This window comes from Mycobacterium sp. MMS18-G62, assembly GCF_053877835.1.
Genome location: NZ_CM132662.1, coordinates 1,197,713 through 1,222,942, shown reverse-complemented (window position 1 = coordinate 1,222,942; position 25,230 = coordinate 1,197,713). Strand labels below are relative to the sequence as shown.

Genomic DNA, 25,230 nt, shown 5'->3' with positions numbered 1-25,230 from the left:
AGGGGTCGCGGTGCAGCTGTCATTGGCGGAGCGAACATTTCTGGTCACTGGCGGTGGCAGCGGAATCGGCAAAGGTGTGGCGGCGGCGGTGGTCGCCGCGGGCGGCAACGCGATGATCGTCGGCCGCAACGCCGACCGGCTGGCCGCGGCGGTTGACGAGATCAAGGCGGGCGGCGGGCCGGGGTCTGTGCTGTACGAGCCCGCGGACGTCACCAACGAGGACGAGGTCGCTCGCGTGGTCGAGGCCGCGACGGCGTGGACCGGCCGGCTGCACGGCGTGGTGCATTGCGCAGGCGGCAGCGAGACGATCGGCCCGATCACCCAGATCGACTCCGACGCATGGCGGCGCACCGTCGATCTGAACGTCAACGGAACCATGTACGTGCTCAAGCATTCGGCGCGCGAGATGGTGCGCGGCGGCGGCGGATCGTTCATCGGCATCTCGTCGATCGCGGCGAGCAACACGCACCGGTGGTTCGGCGCGTACGGGGTGAGCAAGTCGGCGATCGATCACATGATGCAGTTGGCGGCCGACGAATTGGGCGCGTCGTGGGTGCGGGTGAACTGCATTCGTCCCGGCTTGATACGCACCGATCTGGTGGCGGCGGTCTTCGAGTCGCCCGAAGTAAGCGGTGACTACTCGGCCTGCACCCCGCTGCCGCGGCCCGGTGAGGTAGAGGACATCGCGAACGCCGCCGTGTTCCTGCTCAGCGATGCTTCCAGTTACATCACCGGTCAGGTGATCAATGTCGATGGCGGCCAGATGCTGCGTCGCGGTCCCGACTTCTCGGGGATGCTCGAGCCGCTCTTCGGTGCCGACGGGCTGCGCGGCGTGGTATCGAGCTAGCCTGCGGCCGTACCCTTTTGCGACCCGTCAGCATTTGTTGACGGGTCGCGGTGCGCTATCGGGCTCGGCCCACCTGCCTCCCACGACGACAGAGCGCCGACAGCGGCCCAATCCAACTCGGCGCCGCCGAGCGCCAGCAGTGTCAGGAAGCGATCACGCAGCAGGCTGGCGATCGGCAATGGCACGGCCAGACTTTCGCCAGCGGCCAGCACGAGCCTGACGTCCTTGAGGCCAAGCCCCGCGGCGAAGCCGGCCGGTTCGAAATCGCCTCCGGCGATCAGCCCGCCGTACGTCTTGTAGACCGCAGCGCCGAACAGGGTCGACGTCAGTATCTCCAGATACTCCTGTTTGTCGACTCCGGCCTTGGCGACCAATGCCATTGCCTCGCCCAGTGATTCGATCACCGAGGCGATGAGGAAGTTGCCACTCAGCTTCACCAGACTTGCGGCCTTCGGATCGTCCGATACGACAAACGTCCGCTGCCCGATCGCGTCGAATATCGGTGAGATGGCCTGCACCGTCTCCGACTGCCCGGCCGCGACGACGAAAAGCTTCGCCACCTGCGCTGCTTCCGGTCGGCCGAAAACCGGTGCCGCCACGAAGGATTGGCCCGCGTCGAAGTGCGCTGCGGTCAACCGCCCTGAAAGCGCAACGCTGATTGTGCTCGACGACACATGCGTCGCACCTGGCCGCAGCGACGCCAGGATGCCGTCGTCGCCGAACGTGACCGCCTCGACCGCCTCGTCGTTGGCCAGCATTGAGACCACGACGTCACCGCCGCACGCCTCCGCGACGGTCTTCGCCGCCGTCGCGCCCTGCTCGGCAAGCGCTGCGACCTTCTCCTGCGACCGGTTGTACGCCGTGACCTCGTGACCGGCCTTCAGCAGGTTCGCCGCCATGCCGGCGCCCATGTTCCCTAGTCCGATGAACCCAATCTTCATGGCGTCCACGATGCCCGGTATTCCTGTGGGTACCGCAAAGAACACGTGAGCGCGTTACTTGACGCCAAGAAGGCCGATACCCGCGCGGCGCATCGCCGCGGTCGTCGCCAAGCTCGAGGGCTAACTCCGCTACTGGGGCAGCTTGTCCCGGCAATAGGCGTACAGCGCCAGGCCGCCGAAGTTGACCGACTTCTCGTCTGACCACTTGGTCTTGCTCTTGATCTGATACAGCGCCTGCTCGACGGTTCCGCCGCCGTTGAGCAGATCGCACGTCGAATGTGCCAGGTCAAGCGCGAAGGCGTCGGACTTCACGGCGATGCCCTTGTCCTTGAGGGCCTGCAAGAACGCCTGGTCAAGCTGATCGTCGGCAGAGGCCGGCGCCGCCACTGCGGTCGCTGCGCCGACGGCGACCACCATCGCCGCCAGCAGGTGCCTTGTTCTCATCTGTCTCCCCAGTAACGTCCCCGGCCACCAGGAAGCGTACGTCAGCAAACGAAGTTCTGCCTAGAGAGGTCGTCAGGTGCGGCTGATCTCGGCGGCGCGGTGCACCGCGTTGACGATTCCCTGATAGCCCGTGCACCGGCAGAAGTTCCCCGACAACCCCTCGCGGATCTCCTCGTCGGTCGGATCCGGGTTAGCGCGCAGCAGGGCCGTGATCGATGTGACGAAGCCAGGTGTACAGAACCCGCATTGCAGCCCGTGGCACTCCTTCAATGCCGCCTGCACCGGCGACAGCTCACCGTCCGCGGTGGCGATGCCCTCGACCGTCGTGACCTCCGTGCCGTCGGCCTGCACAGCGAAGATCAAGCAGGACCGCACCGCCTGACCGTCCAGCAGCACCGTGCACGCTCCGCACGCGCCATGCTCGCAACCGAGATGCGTGCCGGTGAGGCCGCACCTCTCGCGCAGGTAGTCGGCCAGAGTCAGCCGGGGTTCCACGGTTGCCTCGGTGTGCTGTCCGTTCACGGACACCTGGACAGGCCACTCATGCATTGCTTGCCTCCGCTGTCGCAGCTTCCCACGCACGGGCCACCATGGTGGCGCCGACCTTGGCTCGGTAGGCGGAAGACCCCTGCAGGTCGGCCGGTATGTCGTCGAGCGCATTGACGGCAAGGTGGCCGATTTCCTCGCCCATGATGTCATCCACCGGACGGCCGAGAACGGCCTCCTCGGCGGCCGATCCGCGCAGCGGTGTGGATCCCAGACCCAAAAGCCCAATGCCGCAGCGGTTTACGCGTGCCTGCTCGTCGAGTTCGACCGCGACGGCGGCGCCTGCGATGGCGAAGTCCCCGTGCCGGCGGGCGAACTCCTCGATGGCGAACCCCGAACGAGTGCCCCACCGCGGGAAGCGCACGGCGGTCAGGATCTCGTCTGACGCCATGGAGTTCTCCCACAGCCCGGTGAAGAAGTCGCTCGCTGGGATATCCCGGGCACCGCGGGGCGATACGGCTTCCATCTGCGCGTCGAGAGCCAGTGCCACGGCGGCGTATTCGGCGGCAGGATCGGCGTGGGCGATCGCGCCTCCGAGCGTGCCGCGAGTGCGGATCTGGAAGTGGCCGATGTAGGGAGTCGCCAGGGTCAACAGCGGCACCGAATCGGCCACCTCGTCGTCCATCCCGACGAACACGTGCGGGGTCGCCGCCGCGATGCGGACTTCGCCGTCGCACGGGTCGATGCCGATGAGTTCGTCGATCCGCGAGATATCGATGAGATTGTCGAAATGCGTGAGCCGCATCGCGAGCATCGGCACCAGGCTCTGACCACCGGCGAGGATCTTCGCGTCCTCACCGAACTCGGCGAGCAGGTCGACGGCCTCCTTGACCGAGTCAGGACGGTGGTAGGCGAACGGCGCGGCTTTCATGACACGAGCCGCGACAGGGCGGCCAGCAGCTCCTCGGGCAGCTGCTGTGTCCGCGACCGGCGGCTGCGACGGCCCAACAGGAATCCGATCAGGGCGCCGGCAGCCAGCGCGGCGATCGCCGGCGCGGCACGCTTGGCCATCGGCACCGCGACGACCTTGAGCAGGTCGACGGAATCGCCAGCCGCGGGTTGGCTTGCCGCAGCGATGGTTTCGGCGGTCGGTGCAGTCGTCGCAGCCGACGAGGCACCGAGAAGGTCGGCTTCAAGCGCCCTGGCGAACTGCCCGATCAGATTGCCTGCGACGTCGGCGAGCACACCGCGGCCGAACTGGGCCGCCTTGCCGGAGATGGTCAGATCGGTGGTGATCACCACGCTCGTGGCGTCGCCTTCGTCCTTGAGCTGGGCGGTGACGACGGCGGACGCGTTGCCGCTGCCGCGGGTCTCCTTGCCGGTCGCCTTCAGAACGACGCGTTGTGCTGCGGCGTCCTTTTCCACAAAAGCCGCGTTCCCGTTATAGGACACGGTGATCGGGCCGACCTTGACCTTGACGGCGCCGGTGAACTCATCACCGTCGACGGACAGCAGCGTGGCGCCGGGCAGGCACGGGGCGACACGCTCGACGTCGGTGAGCACCTCCCACGTCTTGGCCGCCGGCACCGCGACACGAAATTCGTTGTTCAGTTCCACGGCTAGTGGTCCTTTCGTGCTTGCTCGATCAGTTCGACGATCGCGGCAGGGCTTGCGGGCAATCGTGTGAGCGTCACCCCCAGAGGGGCCAGCGCGTCGTTGATCGCGTTGATCACCGCGGGCGTCGAGCCGATCGCGCCGCCCTCGCCGACACCCTTGTAGCCGCCGATGCCGGGACCGGGGATCTCGACGTGCCCGTACTCGATGGGCGGAACCTCGGTCGCCGTCGGCAGTAGATAGTCGACAAACGTTGAGGACAAAGGGTTTCCGTCGTCGTCGTAGACCATCTTCTCCAGCAGCGCGCCGCCGATACCCTGGACGGTGCCGCCCGCGATCTGGCCCTCGACCACGTTGGGGTTGATCATCGCGCCGACGTCCTCGCTGACGATGTAGCGCGTCAGCGTGACGTGTCCGGTCTCCACGTCGACCTCGCACGTGCATGCGTGCGTTGCGTTGGCCCAGTGGATCATCGCCTGCGACGTGAAGCGTGCCGTCGCCTCCAGGGTGGCAGCCATTCCTGGCGGCAGCTGCTGCGGCTCGTAGTACGAGCGGTACGCGAGGTCGGCGAACGTCACACTCTTCGAAGGATCGTCGCGCACAACGGCTTTCGAGCCGCCCAATTCGATCTCGTCTTCACCGACGCCGAGGCGGGCAGCGGCCATCGCCACGATCTGTTTGCGCAGAATCGTCCCCGCCTCGCTGACCGCGCCCGCCGTCATCGGACCAGAACGGCTGCCCTGGGTGCCGGCACCGTACGGTGTCACCGCGGTGTCGCCCTGGATGGTCGACACGTCGTCGATGTCGGCGCCGAGCACGTCGGCGGTCAGTTGCACGACCGTGGTCTCGATGCTGTTGCCGGACGATCCGCCGTTCACATATACGTTGATCTTGCCCGTCGGCTCCATGCGGATGGTCGCGCCTTCAGTGGCCAGGTGACCGGTCGCGGCGCCCGTCGGCTCGATGTAGGCAGAGAAGCCAAGACCGAGGTAGCGCCCCTGCTCCAAGGCTTCTCGTTGTTCGCGACGGAAACCTTCGTGGTCGAGGATCTTCACGGCCTGGTCGAAGGTGTCCGCCGGGGCGACGTGCTCGTAGGGCATGCCGTTCGCGTTGAAGTACGGCATCTCGTCGCCGCGCAGGATGTTGCGCCGCCGCAGCTCGACAGGGTCCATGCCCATCTCGCGAGCGGCGATGTCGAGAAGTATTTCGCGCGCCAGCGTTTCGTACTGCCACGGGCCGCGGTACGCCGCCAGGCCCGCGGTGTTGGAGAACACCGTCTTGTAGTTGAAGCTGGCCTTCGGCACGCGATACGGGCCCGGGAAGAACATGCCGACCGCGGCGGTGGTGAGCACCGGGTAGGGGGTCGGATACGCACCGATGTCGTACGTGAAGTCGACGTCTGCGGCGAGGATGTTTCCTTCGTCGTCGAATGCCATCCTGGCTTTGCCGTCGACGTGGCGCGCCTGCCCCGCCGACATCAGGTTTTCGCGACGGTCCTCGATCCACTTCAACGCGAAGGGCACCTTGCGTGCGGCGAGCAGGATGCACATGTCCTCGCGCATCGGGACGACCTTCTGGCCGAAGCCGCCGCCGGTATCGCGCATGATGACCCGCACGCCCTGCGCCGGGATGCCGAGCAGTCGCGCGGCGAACGCCCGCAGCTCGTGCGGGGTCTGGGTGGACGCCCACACCGTCAGTTCCTCCGACGACGCGTCCCACTCGACGACCATGCCGCGCGTTTCCATCGGCACCGGCGCGTAGATCTGTTGGTAGACATGCGCTTCCGCGACATGCGCGGCCGACGAGAACGTCTCCTCGTCCGGCGGCGCGCCGCCCATGCCGCCCGCGACGTTGTCGGGGTAGGCATCGTGCACGACCACGTCGGAGTCGGCGGCCAGCCGAATAGCCTGGGTGAAGTCGGCGATCGCGGGCAGCGGCTCGTAGTCGACGTCCACCAGCTCGATCGCATCCTCGGCGATGTAACGACTCTCGGCGACGACGAGGGCGACCGGGTCGCCGACGAACTTCACCTCGCCCTCGGCCAACGGGGGACGCGGCGTGTCCGGGATGTCCTTCCCTGCGACCGCGTGCCACGCCTCCTTGACGTCCGGGTTGAGGTCGGAGGCCGTGAACACCGCGCGCACCCCGGGCAGCGCGAGGGCGGCGGCGGAGTCGATGCCGTTGATCTTCGCGCGGGCGAATGGGCTGCGCACGAAGCAGGCGTGCAGCATGCCGGGCCGGGTGATGTCGTCGACGAAGGTGCCACGGCCGGTGAGCAGGCGGTTGTCCTCGATGCGAGGGACCCGGGCGCCTGCGTAGCGCGTTGCAACGGTCTCCGTCACGCAATCACCCCCATCGAACGATTGAAGAGTGACGTTATCGTATATGAGAGCGACATTTCCACCCTATTTGTCTCATATAACTAATCATGGTGGATTCGGCCGTTTACCTCGGTCAACGGCCGACCGCCACCGCCCCAGCGGCGGGCGATGATCTCCGCGGCGATCGACACCGCGGTCTCCTCCGGGGTGCGGGCGCCGAGGTCGAGGCCGATCGGGCTAGCGAGCCGGCTCAACTCGGCGTCGGTCAGCCCCGCCTCCTGCAGGCGTTTCATCCGGTCGTCGTGCGTGCGGCGTGAACCCATCACGCCGATGTAGTCGACCTGGGGGAGTTGCAGTGCGACCTGAAGGACCGGCACGTCGAACTTGGGGTCGTGGGTCAGCACGCAGATCGCGGTGCGAGAGTCGATCGCACCCTGTTCGGCCTGCGCCGTGAGGTAGCGGTCGGGCCATTCGACGACGACCTCGTCGGCGCCGGGGAAGCGGGCGCCGGTCGCGAAGACGGGCCGCGCATCGCACACTGTCACGCGGTATCCGAGGAACGCGCCCTGCCGGACCAGGGCCGCAGCGAAGTCGATCGCGCCGAAGATGAGCATCCGCGGCCGTGGCGCGTGGCTGGCCACAAAGACCTCCATGCCGGCTTCCTGCCGCTGCCCGTCGGGCCCGTAGGTCAGCACGGCGGTCCGACCGGCGCCGAGCAGGCCGCGGGCGTCGTCGGCGACGGCGTCGTCGGCCCGATCCGATCCGAGCGACCCCGCGACGGATTGCGGCCCGATGACGAGTCTGCGTCCGACCCACCGCGAATCGGGATGAGAGATGACTGTCGCGATCGCCGTGGGGCGGTGCGCGGCGATGTCGTCGGCGACCGCCTGCAACTGCGGGAACGTGTCCCGCGATATCGGCTCGGCGAAGATGTCGATGATCCCGCCGCACGTGAGCCCGACGGCGAACGCATCGTCGTCGCTGAACCCGTAGCGCTGCAGTTCGGGCCGACCTGTTTGCACGACCTCGTTGGCGAGCTCGTAAACCGCTGCCTCGACGCAGCCTCCGGAAACCGAACCGGCGACCGTTCCGTCCGGGCAGACCACCATGGTGGCGCCCGCGGGGCGGGGCGCCGACTTGATCGTGCGCACGACGGTGGCGACGCCCGCTGTGCCGCCGGCCTGCCAGACCGTCAGCAACTCGTCGAGTACGTCACGCACGTGGCTGCATCCCTTCCGCTGTGCGGCTGCTCAGCATCCAAGCGTAATGGAGTCGTTCGCGAACACCCATCGACGATCTCCGCGAAGATACTCTCGTGCGACATGTCGTGATGGCGGTCTTGGTCGCGATGTGCAGCCTTTCGTGTGCGATGGCCTCCGCGGCACCTCCAGCCGTGCCGCCCGTGTCGGATGCCGCGCGCACAGCGGGCTTGGTCGACGTCCGGACGGTCGTTCCGGACGCGATCATCGATCTGCGATACGCGACGCCGAACAACTTCGTCGGCACGCCGCTGTACCCTCCCGACGCCCGCTGCCTGGTGCACGAATCGATGGCGCAGGGCCTGGCCACGGCCGCCGATGTGTTGCGGAACCAGGGTGAGGCGCTGGTCTTCTGGGACTGCTACCGGCCCCACGACGTACAGGTGAGGATGTTCGAGGCGGTGCCCGATCCGAATTGGGTGGCGCGGCCGGGACCGTATTCGCGCAGCCACGAGGCGGGCCGATCGGTGGACGTCACGATCGCGCGCGGCGGGTCACTGGTCGATATGGGCACCGATTTCGACGACTTCACGCCACGGGCACTTGCTTTCGCCACCGACGGTGTCAGCGCAGCCGAGCAGGCGAACAGGGCTCGGCTGCGCGACGCCATGAAGGCCGGCGGGTTGACGGTCTACCAAGGCGAGTGGTGGCACTTCGACACCGACGACGCCTACGCCAAACGGCCGATCCTGAATGTGCCTGTGAATTAGGTTCGGTCGATGCGGAGATGTATCGCTGCACTCTGTGTGGTGGTTGTGGCACTGATCCCGGCCTGTAGCCGGAACAAGCCACCCAACTCGCTGTTCGACGCCGCCGGCTATCACGTTCGCGGAGACAAGGTCTATTACCTGAACGCGTTTCCCGGTCAGGCATTCGAAATCCAGGGCGCCGATGCGGCGTCGTTCCATGCGTTCGATGAGACCTACGCACGGGACAAGTCGACCGTCTACTTCGATGGCCATTCGATTCCCGATGCCGACGCTTCAAGTTTCCAGGTGCTGGCGCGGCCCGGATTCGCGAAGGACCGCCGCCACGTCTATCAACTCGACCGGGCGATCAGTGACGATCCCGCTCACTTCGAAGTGGTCGAAGGATCCTTGTCCAAGGACACCACCCACATCTACTGGTCCGACGGCACGGTGCTGTCCGATGATCCTGCGCACTTCGTCATCGTCTCGAACACCGAGCATTACCTGTTCACCAAGGACAGTCGAACCGTTCACGTCAACGGCAATCCGATCGCGGGCGCGGATCCGGCGACATTCCGAATGGTTGCCGGCGCCTATTCCCAAGACCGCCAACGCATCTACTACTTCACCGATCCGGTCGCCGACGTCGATGCGGCGTCGTTTCACGCGCTCGACGGGCCGTACGCGGTCGACGCCCGGCGCGCCTACTGGATGGGCAAGGCGATCCCGGGCGCCAACCCTTCTTCGTTCCACGTGTTGAACGCCGCGTTCGAGTGTTCGGCCGACGCCGCGCATGCGTACTACCGGCAGTCCGTCATTCCGAATGCCGATCCGCATTCGTTTCCGCCGGGGCGCGACGTCACGGGCTGCACCGAGACGTCAATCTCGTTCACGGACTAAGCAGCCGGCGGATGTTCTCCCACTGAGAGGTTGCCGCCGGTCAGCACTGTTACCTGCGCGCAGAAGGCGCACATGGCGTGTCCCAACGTCGGGTATCCACATCCGGCGCACACACGGACATCTGGTGGCTGGTCCGCCGTTGGCATTCGCGAGAAATACCCCATTTGTCGCGAATCAATCCTGTCGGGTCCACTCGCAGTAACCGCTTAGTTGAATTGTGAACAACCTGGGCAGCACCTGAACCTGAAGCGGTTGGCCGGTATTCCCTTCCGCGACTTGCGAAGGCCCGACGACTCCCGGGCCGACAACCGCTTGTTGTTCGGCGCGGCACTGTGCGTTGGGATCTTGCGGAGCCGCGACCCAGTCACCCGACTTGACGCTGGGATTTCGCATTCCTTCACCGTGCAACAACATCGGCGGGCCGAAGCTCAACCATCGGTCGTTGGGTGGCTGCGGAGTCGTCACGTCCTGCCATTGCTGATCGGCGCACACCAACGGCATCTTGGCCCCCTGGGGCCACGTCATGACGCCCGAGAGATCCGCGGTACACGGTGAATCCGTTTGCGGGACAACAGGATCTGCGGACGCTATGGGCGCCGAGGGCAGCCCGATGGCGAGCACACCGATGGCGATCGCCTTTGCGTGCACGGGCTCACACCTTCGTCAGGTCGGTCTTCATCAACATCACGTTGTACTCCGACCACAGAGACAGGTTCCAGTACAGGTCGGTGCCCTGCCCCAGCGTGGACGGCGACCAGGGATGCATCATCGGCGCGTAGATTCCGCCGTTCTGCTGCTGTAACAACACTTTTGCGCTACCCCAGCTGCCCTGCGGCGTATCGGACGTGCGCATCACGATGTTGTTGAACTGGTCGCCGTAGAGCACGACGTACTTCTTCAGCTGCTTGTTGTACTGCACCGACATTTCGCTGACTTGATTGCCCGGATTGGCGACCCCACATGCGCCTTGGTCCACTCCGAAGACGGCGGTCGCCGCGCTCGGGTTGTTGCGATACCAGCCCGCCGGTGTGCTCGAGAACCAGCCCTGCTGGCCGGCGCTGTAGTAGTCGTACTTGGTCACGTCGAGGATGTCCTTCTCCGCGACGCGGGACAGATACGCGGCGCCCTGCCGCCCATTGGGGGTGCCGTACATGTAGACATAACCGTCCCCCGGACGAACGAAGGCGGACTGCTGGAAATTCTGGTTACCGGTCCACGGGTTGTTGTAGCGCACGGACGTCGGAGCGACCTTCCAGTTCTCGCCGTTGTCCGTCGAGTACGCGATCGCCGAGTAGTTCGTCGTCCATTGACCGGGCGAGCCCCACTGCGACACCGACATGAAGCTGACGTACTGGGTGGCGCCGAACTGGGTGCCCGGGGTGGGCACGGAGATGCCTGCCGTCGGGATGAGGGTGACGCCTGCGGGCAATCCCTCGGCGAAGATGATCTGCCTCGCGGTGGTCGAATTCGGACCCAGCGGGGCTCCGCCGAACATGTTGCCGTTGAACCACTGGCCATTCGGAATGGTCATTCCGTCGGCGAGGGTGGTGTCGGAGCTGCGGAACAGGGTGTTCGAGCGCCACAGGCCTGTCATACCTGGACCGCTGAACGTGTCGCCGACCGCGATGAGAACTTGGTGCTCATTGATGTTGGGCGTATTGGGATCATCGGGAATGCCGTTGTCCCACATGGTCCCGACGTCCGTGCCCCACACCGAGTAACGCGTGGACGTGTTGGCGAGCAGCCACTTCGGGTCGTTGGGGTCCCCGGTGTATTGGTAGTTGCCGGTGACCCACCTGACGAATTGTGTTGACGCACTCAGCTGCTGACCGGGTGCCGGGAAGGCCGGCGGCGGGTTGGTGACCACCGTCGTCGCGGCGGCTGCCAGCGCGAGGCTTGTGGTTGCCGGGGCCGCCAGCGTGCTCGTCTGCGATGAGCCGCCGCCGAGCGCGTTGAAGAAGTTCTCGAATTCGCGTCGGGCGAACGCGAGCAGGCTCCACAACACCGGCGCCCCGGCGGGTGCGGCCGGGCTCGTGCCCGCGGTGAACGGGTTGAGCACCATGTTGACGAAGCTCGACACCAGGTTCGCCACGGCGGTCAGCGGGTTCGGCGGCACCTCGGCCACGGGTGCCACCGGCTGAGTCGATGCGATTCGGGCGAGGTCCGTGGAGTCGATCGCGGCGGCGGAGAACGACACGATGCGCGGCGTCGCGGTGTTGTTGGACTGAGCCGTGGCGGAGGCGGTCGCCGAGGGGCTGTTGGTGGCCGTCGGGGCGCTCGATGCCGCGGTGGAATTGGATCCGGTATTCGTGGCGGTCGCTGTGGCCGTCGAACTCGATGAGTGCTTGGAGGTGTCGTCGGCGGTTTGAGTGGCCGTGGGTTCGGTGCTCGGTTCGGGCTCAGCGGTGGGTGTGGCGGTCGCGGTGGCTGTCGGCGTGGGCGTCGCGGTTTGTGTCGACGGGGTTGCCGTTGCGGTCGCGCTCGGTGTTGCGGTCGTCGACGCACCGGTTGAGGTCGAGGTGTTGGTCTGTGCGCTCACCGTGACGCCGGGCGCGACCTCGGTCGAGGTGGACGTGGCGCCCGCTGTACCGGATGTCGTCGTGGTCGCGGACGGTTGGGTGGTGGACTGCGTCGTCGAGCCGGTGGTCGCGGGCTCCGGGTTGGAGGTGCCGGTCGATCCCGTCGACGTCGAATCGGTCGTCGACGAATTGGACGAGGATGTCGAGTCGGTGGTGTCGGCCGAGGCCACCCCGTATCCCGTGGCGACAGCGGTGCCGACGCCGAGGACGACGGCCAAACTGCCGACGCGGCCGATGAAAGCTGATGCGGGCATGGTTCTCCCCTAGACGTTTCCCCCGACGTCAATACTTAGCTGTCAAAGCGACCTTACAGGGCCTCACAGCAAAACGGAGAAAAGTCCCATAAACAACAGCCGTCGCTGTGGTGATGATCTTGTTGGGCTTTTAGCGAACTATCCAGAAAACGAGCTACGGCGTCAGGCCGGCTTTTCGAAGGGCTTGCTCATAGAGGTCGGTCGCCTCGGAAAGTCCCTCGTCGACCCACGCGTCTACCATTCCGACCCGGTCGGCGACGAGCTGTACCTGGTTGACCCAGACCTGGAAATCGTCATCGCGACGGAGTGTGTCGATCTGCGGCTGGCTGCCCTGGATGAGGATGAAGCCGCCCAGCTCGATGGTTTGAGGTTTCAGAATCGCGGTGTCGAAACGCTCGATACGGCCGTCTTCGACGAGCCGCTTGAGGTAGTCGGTCGTCGTTTCTTTGAGCAGATCGAGCGCCTTCGTTTCGCGCCCGCTGGTCGGCAGTCCCCAGGCAACCCACAATCCGGCTTCAGCCACCGAGCCCCTCCTTCGTCGATGCATTGAAGCTAGATGATCGCGTCGTCCTCGGGTCGCGGCACGCGCACACAGTGGTGGCCGTAGCCCCACGCCGTCGGACTCCAAGAGGAGCTATGTGACTACTTCTTGAAAGCGTCCTTGATCTTCTCGCCGGCACCTTTGAGGTGAGACTTCGTCTGGTCGTCCTTGCCTCTGGCTTCAGTGGTCCGGTCGCCGGTGGCCCTGCCTACCGCTTCTTTGGCCTTACCGCCGAGCTCCTGCGCCTTGTTCTTGGCCTTGTCCGTTGCGCTCACTGTGTCTGCTCCTACTTCGCGGGAATCGTCCGGGTGGCCGACTATCCCGAAGCGGGGTACCTCGCCAGCGCATCGCCAAACGTCTAACCGCCGTCGCAGAGTGCGACGAGCCGGTTGGCGTTCCATGCCGGCGCGACGCCCGACGCGCGCAACAGATATCGCGCCCGCATATGTGCGGTCCAGCCGAACGCCTCGCCAAGCCCGTCGAGCATGACGCGAAGGTAGGACGCCGACGGCGTCGTGGCCTCGGTCTTCTGCAGAGACGTGAGGGTGAATGTCGGTAAACCGTCGCGATCCTGCAGACGCAGCAGGGTCTCGTATGTATGCGAATTCGTTGACCACTGTGGGCCTGCTGCACCATCCAGCGACAGCTCGCGACCGACTGGGCGCCGGACTTCCTGGGCGACCACATCGCTGAGCTGTCCGAATGTCAGCAGGTAAGCCCGCGCCGCGACCTCGCCATGGGCATGCGGGCGGTAGAAGGCCATGCCCCCGCCCCACACCCGCGAGTTACCTGCAAAGGTGAGGCGACCGGCCAGACGGATCCCGATGTCTCGTCGGGGTGGCGACTGATCGCGGCATCCCACGTAGGTGCGGCGGGCGCCGGGTGGTCTTCCACCCGCGATGTAGCAGTTCAGACGGGCCGCGTGGAGGTTGGATCCGTACGCCACATACCAGACGCGATCCTTGCTCGCCAAGCGCAGATTCAACCGACGACGCAGCCTTCCTCTAGCGCCAGTTCCGCTTCTGTGAGGACCACGGCTTGCGCCTCCTGGTAGATCTGCCATGCGTCCTCGGGGGTGTCTCCGACGGCGGTCAGGCCGACCCGGCCGCATTCGGTCAGGCAGCTGATCATGTGGAAGACGATTCCCGTGCGCCGGGCCTGGTCGAAATGCAGACCGTGGCGGACGACGAGGTCGAACAGCTCTCTGACGGTCAATGCCTTGAGCCGTTCGTCTTCGAAGTGGTCGGTCGCGACGAGATACTTCCTGCTGCCGCTTGGCGTGAGGAAGACTCCTCGGGCGCCGTCGTAGGTGCCGTCGGTGAGGAATTGCAGGGTGAGGAAGGGATGGGTGGTTCCACCTTTGCGCAGATTCAGTTCGATCGCATAGGGCGTCCACTTACAGCTTTCGTCCTGTACGACAACGAAATCCACCGCGAACCGGCCGAGCACTCCGAGTTTCGCGAGGTGGCGGCCGATCACCATTGCAGGCTCCGCGATCGCCGCGGCGTATCCGGGATCGGCCGGGAACACGCAGCCGAGGTATTTCTGACCGCTCGCACCGCCGAGGAGCTGGTCGTGGGTCGACAGCAGTTCGACCGTGCCGTCGGGCAGAGCCCGCATCTGCACGCTCGGACTGGTCAGGGCTACCCCGGTGATCCGCTCCTCGACGATGCCGCCGTGCTTCTCGAAGGCGGCCAAATAGACGTCGACAGAAAGCTTTTCGCTTTCCGGCTGCACCCCCAGGACGCGTTCTTTGATTGCGGCCGCTTCGTCCGCTGAGCCAGGAGCCGGCAGCCCCTGTAGGTCCAGCGAGGCGTTGCCTGCGCCAGAAACACCCTCGTTGAGCTTCACGATCGCTTGAGTGAGCGACGGCCGCCGCGCGCGCATGCTCTGCACGCCCGCCACGATGTCGTCGACCGTGTGGAGATCCTCGGCCCCGACCGGGCACGGCACGCCAAGCTCGTCGAACATTCTGCGGCAGCCGGTCTTGCTGCCGAGGTCCGCGAGCCGGGGATCCGAACCGTACATCGGGATACCAAGGGAGAGCGCAACATCACGCTCGAGGGGCGTGGTGTTGTACGGGATCAGGTGACTGCGGGCGGGGTTGGGAATCAGCGACCGGATCTCCCGCAGGAGTCGCGGTCTCGCAAGCAATTTCGCACTCAGCGACACCTCTGACGCATCACCGACCGGGACCAGGGTGAGCCGGGCACGGGCATGACTGGGAATCACCCCGGGAAGCAACCCGAGGTAGTACTCGATGATCGACTCCGACACCGGTTGTGAGGTCACGTAGATCATGCGCAGCCGCGGTTGGCGGAGCAGCAGCAGTAAGAACAGGGCCCGCTCTTCCAACGCCTGAGTGACGGTGCCGCTTCCCTGCGTGGTCCGTTCGATGCTGATCGACGGGATCACGACGACGGATTCGTCCTCCAGGTCGAGTTTCATCGACTCCCAGACGGTCGGCATCGCCAGTTGCAGATCATCGAAGCAGCGGTACCGCTCCGTCTCGTCGAGGCTTGATAGTTGGCGGCCCGAGGCTCGTTGATCGGGAACCTGTAGTTGTGTCATAGGAGTCTCCTACTTGTCGTTTAGCGCGTTGATGTTGTGGACCCGCACCGAGCGGCTGAATCCCTTGGGCTGCACGTCGCCAACCATTTCCGAATCGACCAGGTGCTCGGTGCGTGCGAGGACCTTGTCGGTCACCAAGATTTGCCATGGACCGGCATCCGAACACAGCCGGGCGGCGAGATTCGTGACGCTGCCGATCGCGGCGTAGTCGAACCGGCCCTCGAACCCGATCCTGCCGAGCGTTGCAAAGTTCTGGGCAATTCCGATTCCCATAGCGAGGTCATGGCCGCTGCGAAGCCATTGCGCGGCAAGTTCTTTCACGGCATCGCGGATGTCCAGGGCCATCCGGACCGCGCGTTCGGTGTAGTCGTCGCACGGGATTGGGTCATTGAAGAACACCATCACGCCGTCGCCGGTGAACCGCTCGAGCGTGCCTCCGTATTCATGAACGAGTGTGCCGATGACCCGGTGGTAATCGGCAAGTACGCCCATCACTTCCTCGGGCTCGCTGGTTTCGGCGAACGGGGTGAAATTTCTGAGATCGGTGAATACCACGGTTATTTCGCGGCGATGGCTCCCCAGCAGGGTCTCGTCGCCGACGACCAGATCGGCCAGTTGCGGCGACAGGAAGCGGCGCAGCCGATTGGTGCGCTCCAACTCGGCAACCTGCCGGGCCACGCGGGTCTCGAGCTCGGTGTTCCACTTTGCCAGCTCATCGGCCTGCCGACGGATCGTGTCGTGGTATCGCTTGATTCGCGCCAGCGATGCCACGCGGGCCAGCAACTCGCTCTGGTCAAAAGGCTTGGTGACGAAGTCGTCGGCACCCGACTCGAGGGCGGCCAGACGCTGCTGACTTCCGCTGGCGGTGATCATCACAACGGGAAGGAATTCCGTCGATGGCGCAGACCGGATCTTTCGACAGACTTCGTGACCGTCCATCCCCGGCATCACGATGTCGAGCAGGACGATGTCCACAGCTTCGGTCTCCAGAAACGCGAGCGCTTCTGCCCCCGTCGCCGCGCTGAGAACCCGGTATCCGCGAGGCGTGAGCACTGCGTCGAGAAGCCTCACGTTGGCAGGCTCGTCATCGACGGCCAACACGGTGACCGGCGTGTCCATCAGTTCGGCCTCCTGTCGAGGAACGCCTCGATCCGGCCGGGTAGATCTCGCACGCTGATCGGCTTCTCGATGTATCCGTCGAAACCGGCCAGAGCTGCGCGCTCCCGATCCGCGGCCATTGCGAACGCCGTAACAGCGACGACGGGCACATCGCGTCCGAGGTTGCCCTGCCTCAACTTTCGCAGTGTCTCGGTTCCGTCGATGCCGGGCAGTTGGAGGTCCATCAGCACCAGATCGGGGGGATCGTCGTCGGCGGCGCGAATACCTTCCTCGCCCGAATTGGCTGCGATGACCCGGTAGCCTGCGAACTCGAGGACGTCGCGCACCAGTTTGAGGTTCAACGGATTGTCCTCGACCACAAGGATTCTGCGCGGCGTCACGGCGACTCCAGGGCGCCAACGCGTCGAAGCGAATCGACGAAGTCGTCGCGACGAACTGGTTTGAGGAGGTAAGCATCCGCACCGAGGGCAAGGCCGCGTGGTCGATCGTCGACGACCGAGGCGATCACCACCGGGATCGCGGTGGTGGCGGGGTCCGCCTTCAGCTCGGTCAAGACCTGCCAGCCGTCCACCCTCGGCAGCTTGATGTCGAGCACGACCGCGGCCGGCTGCACCTTGCGTACCAAATCCAGAGCCTCCGCGCCGTCACGGGCACGCAACACCTGGGTCGGTGACCCGTCCAGATAGGCCGCGAGCAGATCGAGCGACGCGCGATCGTCGTCGACGAGGACGATCGCCGGAAACTCGTCGCTCCCCGGAGAGGCGGCGTCGTCCCGAACCGTAGTGAGAGGCACCGAGAAGCCGAACGTGCTTCCGTCGCCTGGACTGCTTTCGAGCCACAACCGCCCGCCGAGCAGTCCGACGAGGCGGCGTGACAACGTCAGCCCGAGACCGGTGCCCTCTTCCTTCGGAGCCCCGCGGCGGCCCTGTTGGAAGGACTCGAAGATCCGCTCCTGGTCCTCGGCAGGCACTCCGATGCCGGTGTCGGTGACCGTGACAATGAGCTCAGACCCATCGCGCACGGCGCGTACCGAAACGCTGCCGCCATCGGGAGTGAACTTCACGGCGTTCGCGACCAGGTTGAGTACCACCTGTCTGAATTTTCGTTCGTCCGTCTCGATCGTCGCTACATCGTCCGGTACCTCGCACGTGATCGTGATGGCATGCGTGTCCGCGCGCCCACGCTGCAATCCCGTCGCCCATTGCAGGGCGCTGCTGACCACGAACGTGCTCGGCTCGATAACCTCTTGACCCGCTTCGACTTTGGACAAATCCAGGATGTCGTTGAGTAGCTCCAAGAGGTGCCTGCCCGAACTCAAGATGTCGCGCAGATATTCGTCCTGGCGCTCGTTGATCTCCCCGAACATGCGATCCAGCAGCACCTCGGAGAAACCGATCACCGCGTTGAGCGGGGTCCGCAGTTCGTGGGACATGCTCGCCAGAAACTCCGACTTGTGGCGGCTGGCGATCTCCAGCTCTTTGGTCTTGGTCTGCAACTCCCGGTAAAGGCGTGCGTTGACGATGGCCAGTGCCGACTGACTGGCGAAGGTCTGCAGCAGCTCGGTCATATCGGCCCCGAACGTGCCCGTGGCCCTGCGCCGGATCACAAGGACACCCACGATTTTGTCGCCCCGCAGCATGGGAACCGCGAGCACTGAACGCCATCCGTCCCGGAACAGGATCTCGAGATGGGGGTCGAGCTCGGCCTTGGCGAGGTCGGGGACTTCGACGGGCCGTTGGGTGAGCGCGGTCTGACCCACCAGGGTCGACTCCCGGTGGATTGTGATCGCCCGCAGCTGCTCCAGTAGCTCGGGGCTGCTTCCAAACGCGGCACGGACGCGGAAGGAGTCGGCCGACTCGTCGTACTCCATGATCGATCCGCCGTCGGTTCCGGTGAGCCGCACGGCATTGCTGACGATCCTGTCCAGGACTTCGTCGAGGTCGAGGCTCGATCCGACGACTTCGTCGAGCTGCCGCAGAGCCTTCAGCTGCGCGACCTTGTTTTCGAGCTGGACGCCCTTGGACTCGAGTGCCTGCAACAAGTCGACCTGCCGCAACGCGATCGCACCTTGCGCGGCGAATTCCTCGAGTAACTCCCGTTCGCGATCGTCGAAAGGCGCGACGTCGGTCCGCCACATGGACAGCACACCGACGACCTCGTCCTGCAGCATCATCGGCGTCGAGAGCAGGGTCCGGTAACCGGCGAGCTCTTGCAGGTCGGGGCGACCGTAGTCGGCGTCGCTGAGTACGTCGGGATTCTGAACCGTGCACTTGTCCACCGCTGCGCGCCCGACCGTCGTCGAACGGTTCTTGGCAAGCGGGTGATCCTCGAGGTACTTGCGAAACACTTCCGGGATTTCCCCTGAGAAGCGGGAGAGGCGGAACGCGTCGCCGTCGGGGAGGTACAGGTTCGCCGCCTCTGCGCCGCACAGGCGAGCCGCATATTCGACGATCGTGTCCAGGACGTCCTCGGGGTTGGCGGCAGCACGCCCGAGCGCCACCAGGATCGAGCGGCTCGCCGCGGACTGATGACGGGCGTCCCGTAACTCCCGATGCTGGCGGACCGAGGCTCTCGTGATCCGTGTCGTGCGCGACGAGGGTTCGCTCGGATCGGCCACAGTTCCCCTTTCGTGCCTCATCACAGTCTGTGCCCTTGTTGCTGGTCGGGGCATGAAAACTGTGGATTCACTGCGATAGCGCTGTGGGATCAGCAGACGACGTCGACGTAGACGGTGTTGCTTGTCACCGTGGTGACGATGTCGTAGGCGGACCCGGGTAGACCGGAGCCGGTGTCGCTGCGCGAGAACGTCTGCCCGGGGCGAACCGAGCTGATCGTGCACTGCGCCGACGGACCAGTGCCGATCCGGTTCACGACGACGTCATAGCCGCGTGCACTCAGCTGATCGATCACGGCGTCGACGGACGATGGGCCGGCCGGGGCGGCGTTGGCGGTGGCGGTCAGGCCGAGCGCGGCGGCTAGCGAGCCGGCCGCTAGGGAAGTGAGGAAGGTCTTCATCGTTCCGTCTTTCGTGAGTTCCTGTGCGGATTTGCTCCGCACTGGAATCGTCACTCGCGTTCGCCGCGACGAGCGCAGTAGCGCGCCACTGCAATTCCGCTCGGTCTGGATGCAGTAGTACGTAAACGACGCAGGTAGTTACTCTGACTCCGGCTTGCGGCGCCTGAGCAGCGCGGCGAGTTCCTCGCGAGTGCGGGTTCCGGTCTTTCGCATGGCTCGGTAGATATGGCTTTCGACGGTGCGCCCCGAGAGCGTCAGTCGCTCGGCGATGGCGCGGTTCGTTGCTCCGTCGGCGAGCAGCATGACGATCTCGAGTTCACGATCAGTCAGTGGTAACCGTTCGCTGGCCTGACGAAGCGCTGGGGTGCTGGCGCCGCCGCATTGTTGAGCCAGCGCATCCGCACGTGTCGAGCAACTCAACGCCGATCCGCGCTTGTCATGGCGGCGATACGCGATGGCCGCGTGCGCTGCCGCATCCACGGCCGCGAGGAGGTCGCCCATCCGCTCGAAATCGTCCGACACCGCGGCCAATTCGTCGGCGTCGCCGATGTGCAGTGCTTGGGCGAACCGGACAGCAAGGCCGACGCGTGGCCCCTCCACGATCGCCTCGAGCTCGCGCAACCGCGCGGCACCAGAACGGTCCCCGAACTGGGTGGCGGTCTGCAGACAGATCACTTCTGCTGCGAATTCCCCTTTGGCCCCGGCCCTTTGGGCCGCCGACAACGAAGTGGTGATCGCCTCACTGACGGCGCCCTCGCCTGCCGCCACCCACGCGCTGGCCAGGCTGCGCTCGTAGTTCAGCGACCGGAAAGGACGCCCCAACTGGTCGAGTGCGGCAAGGGCGGCGGCTGCGTCGTCAATCAAACCCCGTACAGCGAGGGCAGTCGCGTGGGGGACGCGATAACGGTATCCCCACCCAATGGCGTGGCCAGAGTCGGACAGCCCAACTGCTGCCTGTTCCAGTAAGAAACATGCCGTGGCCAATCTGCCCGCACCAAGCGCGGCCCGTCCGGCCACTGCAGCGCCGAGCAATTGCGCCGTCCCCGGCAGGTCGGATGCCTCGTGTCGCATCCGCTCGGCCACCTCACCGGCGTCGCCGATCCGGCCGGATAGAAGCAGTGCGCTGACGTGTGCGTCCGCGATGTTGAATCGCATCTGCGGAGCGTCGAAAGACCGCGTCGCAACGGTGTATCCCGCGTCGGCGATTGTCACCGATTCCGTTGTGCGTCCCGCATCTGCTGATATTGCGGTGAGCGCCCAGGCTATCTCTGCGCCCACGACGGCGGGAAGGTCTTCCAACGCAAGGTCTTTCGACGCCTGCACCGCCGACTCCGGCTGATCCATCGCAAACCAGTACACCGTGAGGAAGGCGTCGATGTAGTTGCGGGCCTCCGGCGAGGTGGCGCGCGACGCGTCGTCGACGAGCTGTTTGGCCCGCGCGGGGTCGGCAAGCACCCACAGCATATTGCTGGCTCGTAGGAACGCGGACCTTGCGTGGTCGACGTCCGTCAGCTGGCTCTCGACGATCTCGGCGAGCACCGCGTCTGCTTCCTCGCCCCGACTGAGCCACGAAAGTGCGTGTGCACGAACGAAGTTCGCTTCTGACCCCGCGCCGGCGCGGATTGCCGCCTCCGCGAGCCGGTCGGCTAGCGGCAGATCCGCCAGCCCCACCGCGCCGTGGGCCGCCCTGACGAGCAGCTCCGCATCGGGTGTGACGTCTGAATCGAGAATCAATGAGGCACGTCGGACCACAACCTGAACGTCGTCGCGGTCATCGGAGGCAGCCAGTTCGGCGGCGACCAGTCCGCGCAGCCGCCGCAGCCGGATTGGTGCCGCGCGTTCCCTGCGCACCTCACCGTAAACGGGATGCGCCACGCGTACCTCGACACCGCCATCGACAGGCTCGACGGCAATGAGGCCGCGCGTGTCCGCTTCCTCGAGCGCCGCCGGACCGGTGATCCGCGTCAGAGCCGCCAGCTCGATCGGCTCCCCGATAGCCAGCGCATCTATTACATCGGCCACCGGTGCGGGCAGGTCCCCGATGCGGGATTCGACCAGCTCGACGAGGCCGGGCGCCACGATCGGATCACCGGTCCATCGCCAGTACCCGTGCTTCGTTGCAAGCCTGCCGTCGGCAACCTCCTGCTCGACGATGTTGCGGAGATACAAGGGGTTGCCACGTGTCAGCGTCCAAAGCCGCTGAGCGGCTTCCGGATCCACCGCGCCGCCCAAAGTGGACGACAGCAACGCGGCGGTCTCGTCCTGCGACAGCGGCTGCAAATCGAGTCGCTCGAACTGGTCACCCCGCCAAATCTCCTGCACCACTGGCGGGACCGGTTCACGGTCGCGCACGGTGAGCACCAGTTTCGCCGCGTCGCGCTGCACTATCTGCTCCACTACGAATGTCGACAGGTCGTCGAGCAGATGCACGTCATCGACACAGATCACCACGGTGGTGTCTGCAGGCGCGGCCGTCAGCGACTCGATCACGCCGCGGACCAACTGAACCGTGTCGGTGACCCCCGACGGTGCCCATGCGGTGAAAGCACCAAGCGGAATTGACCGCGCCGACGTGGTTCCGACCGCCCAACGGCCTTCGCATCCCCGCGACGCGGCAGCCGCCATCGCCTCGCGCGCGATCCGGCTCTTCCCAACACCCGCCGCGCCCCAAATGACGATCCCGGAAGCGTCGGAAGCCGCGATTGCGGACTCGATAGCACCCAATTCTTCCGCACGGCCGGTCAACGGCCACGACAACCGCATCCTCACTGGCCCAACATGATCGTGATCGTCGTCCATGCGCCGACGTGTATGCGATCTCCGTCGGAGAGCGGCGTTTCTTCGCCGTTCGGCAGAAATTGGTCGCTGTCGTTGAGACTGGTTCCGTTGGTCGATCCCAAGTCGGTGACGGTAAGGCCGGATTCGCGGATCCGCAGCACTGCGTGTTGCGTCGACACCCCGCGGTCGACCGGGTGGATGCCGAGGTCGATCTCGGGTTCCACGCCTTGGTCGCGGTTGTGCCTTCCGATCAGTGTGGTGGGTTTGTCCAAGCGGATCCGGCGTTCGGGGAAGTACTGCGGGAACTGGACTGTGTCGGGGCCGCCGCGAGCGAGCATGCGTTGATGGAACTCCCGGTCGGCAGTGACGACCGCGGTCCATCCAATCGGTGCTGCAGCCGCTTCCGCAGGCGGCGCCGGTTCGGGCAGTGCCGAGTCGTGTCCGCACGCTTCGCAGAAACGGCCGCTCATCGGCGCCTCGCACACAGGGCACGCCTGCACTTGTAGTGCAGGCACCGCGGTGGGTTGCGCCGGGGATGTCGCGATTGGCGCGCCACACACGTCGCAGTAGTCCGCGGCCGCTGAATCGTGGCCTTCGGCGCACGTAGGCATCAGGTGTCCTTCCGCACTCGCGCCGTCTTGGTCGACCTCGCGTCGAGGGCCATCTCGTCGGCGGCTGCGACGTCGCGCCGCAGTTGAACCGTCCCGGTACGCTCGTCGACCTCGACCACTCCTCTGAGGAGTTTGGCCGTTCCGGCGTTGCCCGATTCCAGGGCCAGTTCCATCGCGCGCTGCAACTTGGCGGTCGCGGTCTTCACGTCGCCCGCCTTGCGTGCGCTCAACCCCTCCTGGACTGCCTGCGCCAACTCGGCCTGGCCGGTGTAGTGCGCCACCCGGCGGCTGATCTGGGCCGACAACGCCGTGTCGGCGGTCCATACCGCCTTCACCAGGCCCTCACCCAGAACCTGTTCGCCCGCAACCACACTCACTCGCGCGGCGAGCTTCTCGCGTCCGACCGCGGCGGGTTCGACCTCGACTTGAATGTGGTAGTCGCGGTCCTCGGCGCCCCAAGCGCCCAGCGGGTATTCGCCGATCTGATTCCCTGCGTCGGCACGACGGTGGGAAAGGTCTTCGACGGTCGGCGCCACCTGTTTGACGAACACGACGCGCGCGCCCGCGGGGGTCCAGAGCCGCAAGGTCACGCCGGCGATCGACTTGCTCATCGACGTGCGCATCATCGCCGCGAAATCCTCTGCGAGATCTGCAGGGTCGGCGACGATGTCCACGGTGCCCAGCAGCGCCGACGCGATTGCGCGCAGCTCCTCGACGTGCCAGTCGGTTCCCACTCCTCGGCAGTCACAGGTGAATTCGCCTTCGCTGAGCCCGATTTCCTCGCCCAAATCCTCGGGCGTTTCGTGCTCGTCCTTGCCGTCGGTGAGCAGGATTGCGTGGATCAGCGCTCCCGGGTGTGCCACCGCGATTCCACGCACGTGCGCAAGCCAGGTGCCCATTGCGGTTCCGCCGTGCGGCCGCAGCCCGTCGACCGCCCGCTTCGCCGCCGCCTTGGTCGCGGGGCTCGCCGGGGTTGGCCATCCGTCTTCGGGGTAGACGGCCGCGGCCTTTTCGGTGCCGGCGACGATCGTGAAATAGGTGCCGTCGACGAGTTCGTCGATGGCGGCTGCGGTAGCGCGTTTGGCTGCATCGAACTTCTCGATCGGTGCCTGCATCGATGTCGAGCAGTCGACGATGATGGCCTCGACTCGGTCCGTCGGTACCGCCGAGGCGGCGAGGTTGTTTCCGGCGGTGATGCTGACGATCGCGTCGACGGTACCCGCGCCATCGGCAAGATAGGGATTGTGGTCGACATCAACGGAAATGGCTTGCTGTTCAACCGAACTCATGAAGTCCTCCGATCGGGACAATTGCGACGGTGATGTTGTCCTGACCGCCGGCATTCAATGCATGTTCGACCAGCGCACGCGCGGCCGCGTGTGCGTCGAGACCGGTGCAGAGCTGGGCGATATCGGCGGCGTCGGGCAGGTAGTTCCAGAGGCCGTCGCTGCACACCAACAGCCAGCCCGCGTCCTCGGGCGTGATCGTCTGCACACTCGAGTCCGACCACGGCTTCGCATCGCTGTCAGCGCCGAGCCAGCGGGTCAATGTGTGTGCGCCGCGCTGAACGGCATCAGAGTCAGCGGAGGCGCCTGCGGTGATCAGCTCCTGCGCCAGGGAGTCGTCGACGGTGAGCTGTTGCGCCTGCGCAGGAGGCCGGGGGAGCCAATATGCCCTGCCGTCACCAACATTGCCGATTGTGATCTGCACGTGTCCGCCGTCGGAAGGGACCACTGCCGCAGCGGTATAGGTGCACGACGGTGCGACGGATCGATCGTTGCCGGTCTTTGCGGCGGCCGCAGCCTTCGCCGCGTCGGCCAGCCCGGCCAACACGGCCGGGCGCGCCTTGCGGGAAGCGGCGAGCGTGGTGAGCATCGCCGCCACACCGGCGTTTGCGGCGGCGGCCGACGCTATGTGCGCATCATCGGATGTCGACACACCGTCACACACGGCAACGGCTATCGCGTACGGCCGGCCGGTGTCTTTGTCGACCACGATCCCCGCTGCGGCGGCGTCTTCGTTGCGGGAGTGCTCAAGCCCGCGGTCGGTGATCACCGCGACGCCGTCGATATCCGCCTCGTCGCGGTCTGGGTCGGTGCGACGATGGCCGCACACCGTGCAGTATCCGTCGGCGTCCGTCTCGTTCCCACAGTCGGCGCACGGCGCCTTTTCCGACCTTCCGGCTCGCGGTACCGCGACACGCCGGACCTCGGCCAACGCTGCGCCGCAGTTCTCACAGAACCGGTCAGTGCCATCCACGA

Annotated in this window: 26 protein-coding genes; 5 read left to right on the top strand and 21 right to left on the bottom strand. The window is 65.7% G+C overall.

Going from position 1 to position 25,230, the window contains the following annotated elements; genetic code table 11:
- Nucleotides 1–10 precede the first annotated feature (10 nt).
- Nucleotides 11–847, top strand: a complete 837-nt coding sequence (locus tag ACWW36_RS06045; RefSeq protein ID WP_456140684.1) for an SDR family oxidoreductase — start codon at nt 11–13, stop codon at nt 845–847.
- Here ACWW36_RS06045 and ACWW36_RS06040 read toward each other — a convergent pair.
- From ACWW36_RS06040 to ACWW36_RS06010, 7 genes are all read right to left on the bottom strand, one after another.
- Nucleotides 844–1,788, bottom strand: coding sequence for an NAD(P)-dependent oxidoreductase (locus tag ACWW36_RS06040; protein ID WP_456140683.1), 945 nt, complete (start codon nt 1,786–1,788; stop codon nt 844–846). The genes ACWW36_RS06045 and ACWW36_RS06040 overlap by 4 nt on opposite strands.
- Nucleotides 1,789–1,917: 129 nt before the next feature.
- Nucleotides 1,918–2,232: a DUF732 domain-containing protein gene (locus ACWW36_RS06035; RefSeq protein ID WP_456140682.1), complete on the bottom strand. Its 315-nt coding sequence runs from the start codon at nt 2,230–2,232 to the stop codon at nt 1,918–1,920.
- Between the two features lie 72 nt (nt 2,233–2,304).
- Nucleotides 2,305–2,781, bottom strand: coding sequence for a (2Fe-2S)-binding protein (locus tag ACWW36_RS06030; RefSeq protein WP_456140681.1), 477 nt, complete (start codon nt 2,779–2,781; stop codon nt 2,305–2,307).
- Nucleotides 2,774–3,649 (bottom strand): FAD binding domain-containing protein, encoded by an 876-nt coding sequence (locus ACWW36_RS06025; protein WP_456140680.1) that lies wholly within the window; start codon nt 3,647–3,649, stop codon nt 2,774–2,776. Before ACWW36_RS06025 ends, ACWW36_RS06030 begins: the two co-directional genes overlap by 8 nt.
- Nucleotides 3,646–4,335, bottom strand: coding sequence for an SRPBCC family protein (locus ACWW36_RS06020; RefSeq protein WP_456140679.1), 690 nt, complete (start codon nt 4,333–4,335; stop codon nt 3,646–3,648). The genes ACWW36_RS06025 and ACWW36_RS06020 overlap by 4 nt, the downstream gene beginning before the upstream one ends.
- Before the next feature lie 2 nt (nt 4,336–4,337).
- The gene (locus ACWW36_RS06015) at nt 4,338–6,674 is read right to left on the bottom strand and encodes a xanthine dehydrogenase family protein molybdopterin-binding subunit (protein ID WP_456140678.1); all 2,337 of its coding nucleotides are present in this window, start codon (nt 6,672–6,674) and stop codon (nt 4,338–4,340) included.
- Nucleotides 6,675–6,754: 80 nt separating this feature from the next.
- The gene (locus ACWW36_RS06010) at nt 6,755–7,873 is read right to left on the bottom strand and encodes an XdhC family protein (RefSeq protein WP_456140677.1); all 1,119 of its coding nucleotides are present in this window, start codon (nt 7,871–7,873) and stop codon (nt 6,755–6,757) included.
- A 128-nt stretch (nt 7,874–8,001) separates the two neighbouring features.
- Between ACWW36_RS06010 and ACWW36_RS06005 the strand changes: the two genes are divergently transcribed.
- The gene (locus ACWW36_RS06005) at nt 8,002–8,622 is read left to right on the top strand and encodes a M15 family metallopeptidase (protein ID WP_456142376.1); all 621 of its coding nucleotides are present in this window, start codon (nt 8,002–8,004) and stop codon (nt 8,620–8,622) included.
- Nucleotides 8,623–8,661: 39 nt separating this feature from the next.
- Nucleotides 8,662–9,501, top strand: coding sequence for a DKNYY domain-containing protein (locus ACWW36_RS06000; RefSeq protein ID WP_456140676.1), 840 nt, complete (start codon nt 8,662–8,664; stop codon nt 9,499–9,501).
- Nucleotides 9,502–9,675: 174 nt separating this feature from the next.
- Here the strand turns inward: ACWW36_RS06000 and ACWW36_RS05995 are convergent, their stop codons facing one another.
- Nucleotides 9,676–10,149, bottom strand: coding sequence for a hypothetical protein (locus tag ACWW36_RS05995; protein WP_456140675.1), 474 nt, complete (start codon nt 10,147–10,149; stop codon nt 9,676–9,678).
- A gap of 4 nt (nt 10,150–10,153) precedes the next feature.
- Entirely contained in the window at nt 10,154–11,698 is a 1,545-nt protein-coding gene (locus ACWW36_RS05990; RefSeq protein WP_456140674.1) for a DUF4185 domain-containing protein, read from the bottom strand.
- 34 nt (nt 11,699–11,732) lie between these two features.
- Between ACWW36_RS05990 and ACWW36_RS05985 the strand changes: the two genes are divergently transcribed.
- Nucleotides 11,733–11,870, top strand: a complete 138-nt coding sequence (locus ACWW36_RS05985; protein WP_456140673.1) for a hypothetical protein — start codon at nt 11,733–11,735, stop codon at nt 11,868–11,870.
- Nucleotides 11,871–12,347 carry a hypothetical protein gene (locus ACWW36_RS05980; protein ID WP_456140672.1) on the top strand — a complete coding sequence of 159 codons (477 nt, stop codon included), beginning with the start codon at nt 11,871–11,873 and terminating at the stop codon, nt 12,345–12,347.
- A gap of 141 nt (nt 12,348–12,488) precedes the next feature.
- On the opposite strand, the gene ACWW36_RS05975 is transcribed toward ACWW36_RS05980, so the two are convergent.
- From ACWW36_RS05975 to ACWW36_RS05920, 12 genes are all read right to left on the bottom strand, one after another.
- Complete coding sequence (locus ACWW36_RS05975; protein ID WP_456140671.1) at nt 12,489–12,857, bottom strand: hypothetical protein; 369 nt, start codon at nt 12,855–12,857, stop codon at nt 12,489–12,491.
- Nucleotides 12,858–12,976: 119 nt separating this feature from the next.
- Nucleotides 12,977–13,150 carry a CsbD family protein gene (locus tag ACWW36_RS05970; protein WP_456140670.1) on the bottom strand — a complete coding sequence of 58 codons (174 nt, stop codon included), beginning with the start codon at nt 13,148–13,150 and terminating at the stop codon, nt 12,977–12,979.
- A gap of 83 nt (nt 13,151–13,233) precedes the next feature.
- A complete protein-coding gene (locus tag ACWW36_RS05965) occupies nt 13,234–13,848 on the bottom strand; it encodes a histone deacetylase (protein ID WP_456140669.1) in 615 nt (204 codons plus the stop codon).
- A gap of 8 nt (nt 13,849–13,856) precedes the next feature.
- The gene (locus tag ACWW36_RS05960; RefSeq protein ID WP_456140668.1) at nt 13,857–15,446 is read right to left on the bottom strand and encodes a peptide ligase PGM1-related protein; all 1,590 of its coding nucleotides are present in this window, start codon (nt 15,444–15,446) and stop codon (nt 13,857–13,859) included.
- A 9-nt stretch (nt 15,447–15,455) separates the two neighbouring features.
- Nucleotides 15,456–16,565: an adenylate/guanylate cyclase domain-containing protein gene (locus ACWW36_RS05955; RefSeq protein ID WP_456140667.1), complete on the bottom strand. Its 1,110-nt coding sequence runs from the start codon at nt 16,563–16,565 to the stop codon at nt 15,456–15,458.
- Nucleotides 16,565–16,945 carry a response regulator gene (locus tag ACWW36_RS05950; RefSeq protein WP_456140666.1) on the bottom strand — a complete coding sequence of 127 codons (381 nt, stop codon included), beginning with the start codon at nt 16,943–16,945 and terminating at the stop codon, nt 16,565–16,567. Before ACWW36_RS05950 ends, ACWW36_RS05955 begins: the two co-directional genes overlap by 1 nt.
- Nucleotides 16,942–19,182, bottom strand: coding sequence for a GAF domain-containing protein (locus ACWW36_RS05945; RefSeq protein WP_456140665.1), 2,241 nt, complete (start codon nt 19,180–19,182; stop codon nt 16,942–16,944). Before ACWW36_RS05945 ends, ACWW36_RS05950 begins: the two co-directional genes overlap by 4 nt.
- Nucleotides 19,183–19,271: 89 nt before the next feature.
- Nucleotides 19,272–19,580, bottom strand: coding sequence for a hypothetical protein (locus tag ACWW36_RS05940; RefSeq protein ID WP_456140664.1), 309 nt, complete (start codon nt 19,578–19,580; stop codon nt 19,272–19,274).
- A 138-nt stretch (nt 19,581–19,718) separates the two neighbouring features.
- Nucleotides 19,719–22,343, bottom strand: coding sequence for a LuxR C-terminal-related transcriptional regulator (locus ACWW36_RS05935; RefSeq protein ID WP_456142375.1), 2,625 nt, complete (start codon nt 22,341–22,343; stop codon nt 19,719–19,721).
- A 2-nt stretch (nt 22,344–22,345) separates the two neighbouring features.
- The gene (locus tag ACWW36_RS05930; RefSeq protein ID WP_456140663.1) at nt 22,346–22,969 is read right to left on the bottom strand and encodes an FHA domain-containing protein; all 624 of its coding nucleotides are present in this window, start codon (nt 22,967–22,969) and stop codon (nt 22,346–22,348) included.
- Nucleotides 22,969–24,258, bottom strand: a complete 1,290-nt coding sequence (locus tag ACWW36_RS05925; RefSeq protein ID WP_456140662.1) for a hypothetical protein — start codon at nt 24,256–24,258, stop codon at nt 22,969–22,971. Before ACWW36_RS05925 ends, ACWW36_RS05930 begins: the two co-directional genes overlap by 1 nt.
- Entirely contained in the window at nt 24,245–25,228 is a 984-nt protein-coding gene (locus ACWW36_RS05920) for a PP2C family protein-serine/threonine phosphatase (RefSeq protein ID WP_456140661.1), read from the bottom strand. Before ACWW36_RS05920 ends, ACWW36_RS05925 begins: the two co-directional genes overlap by 14 nt.
- Between the last annotated feature and the right edge of the window lie 2 nt (nt 25,229–25,230).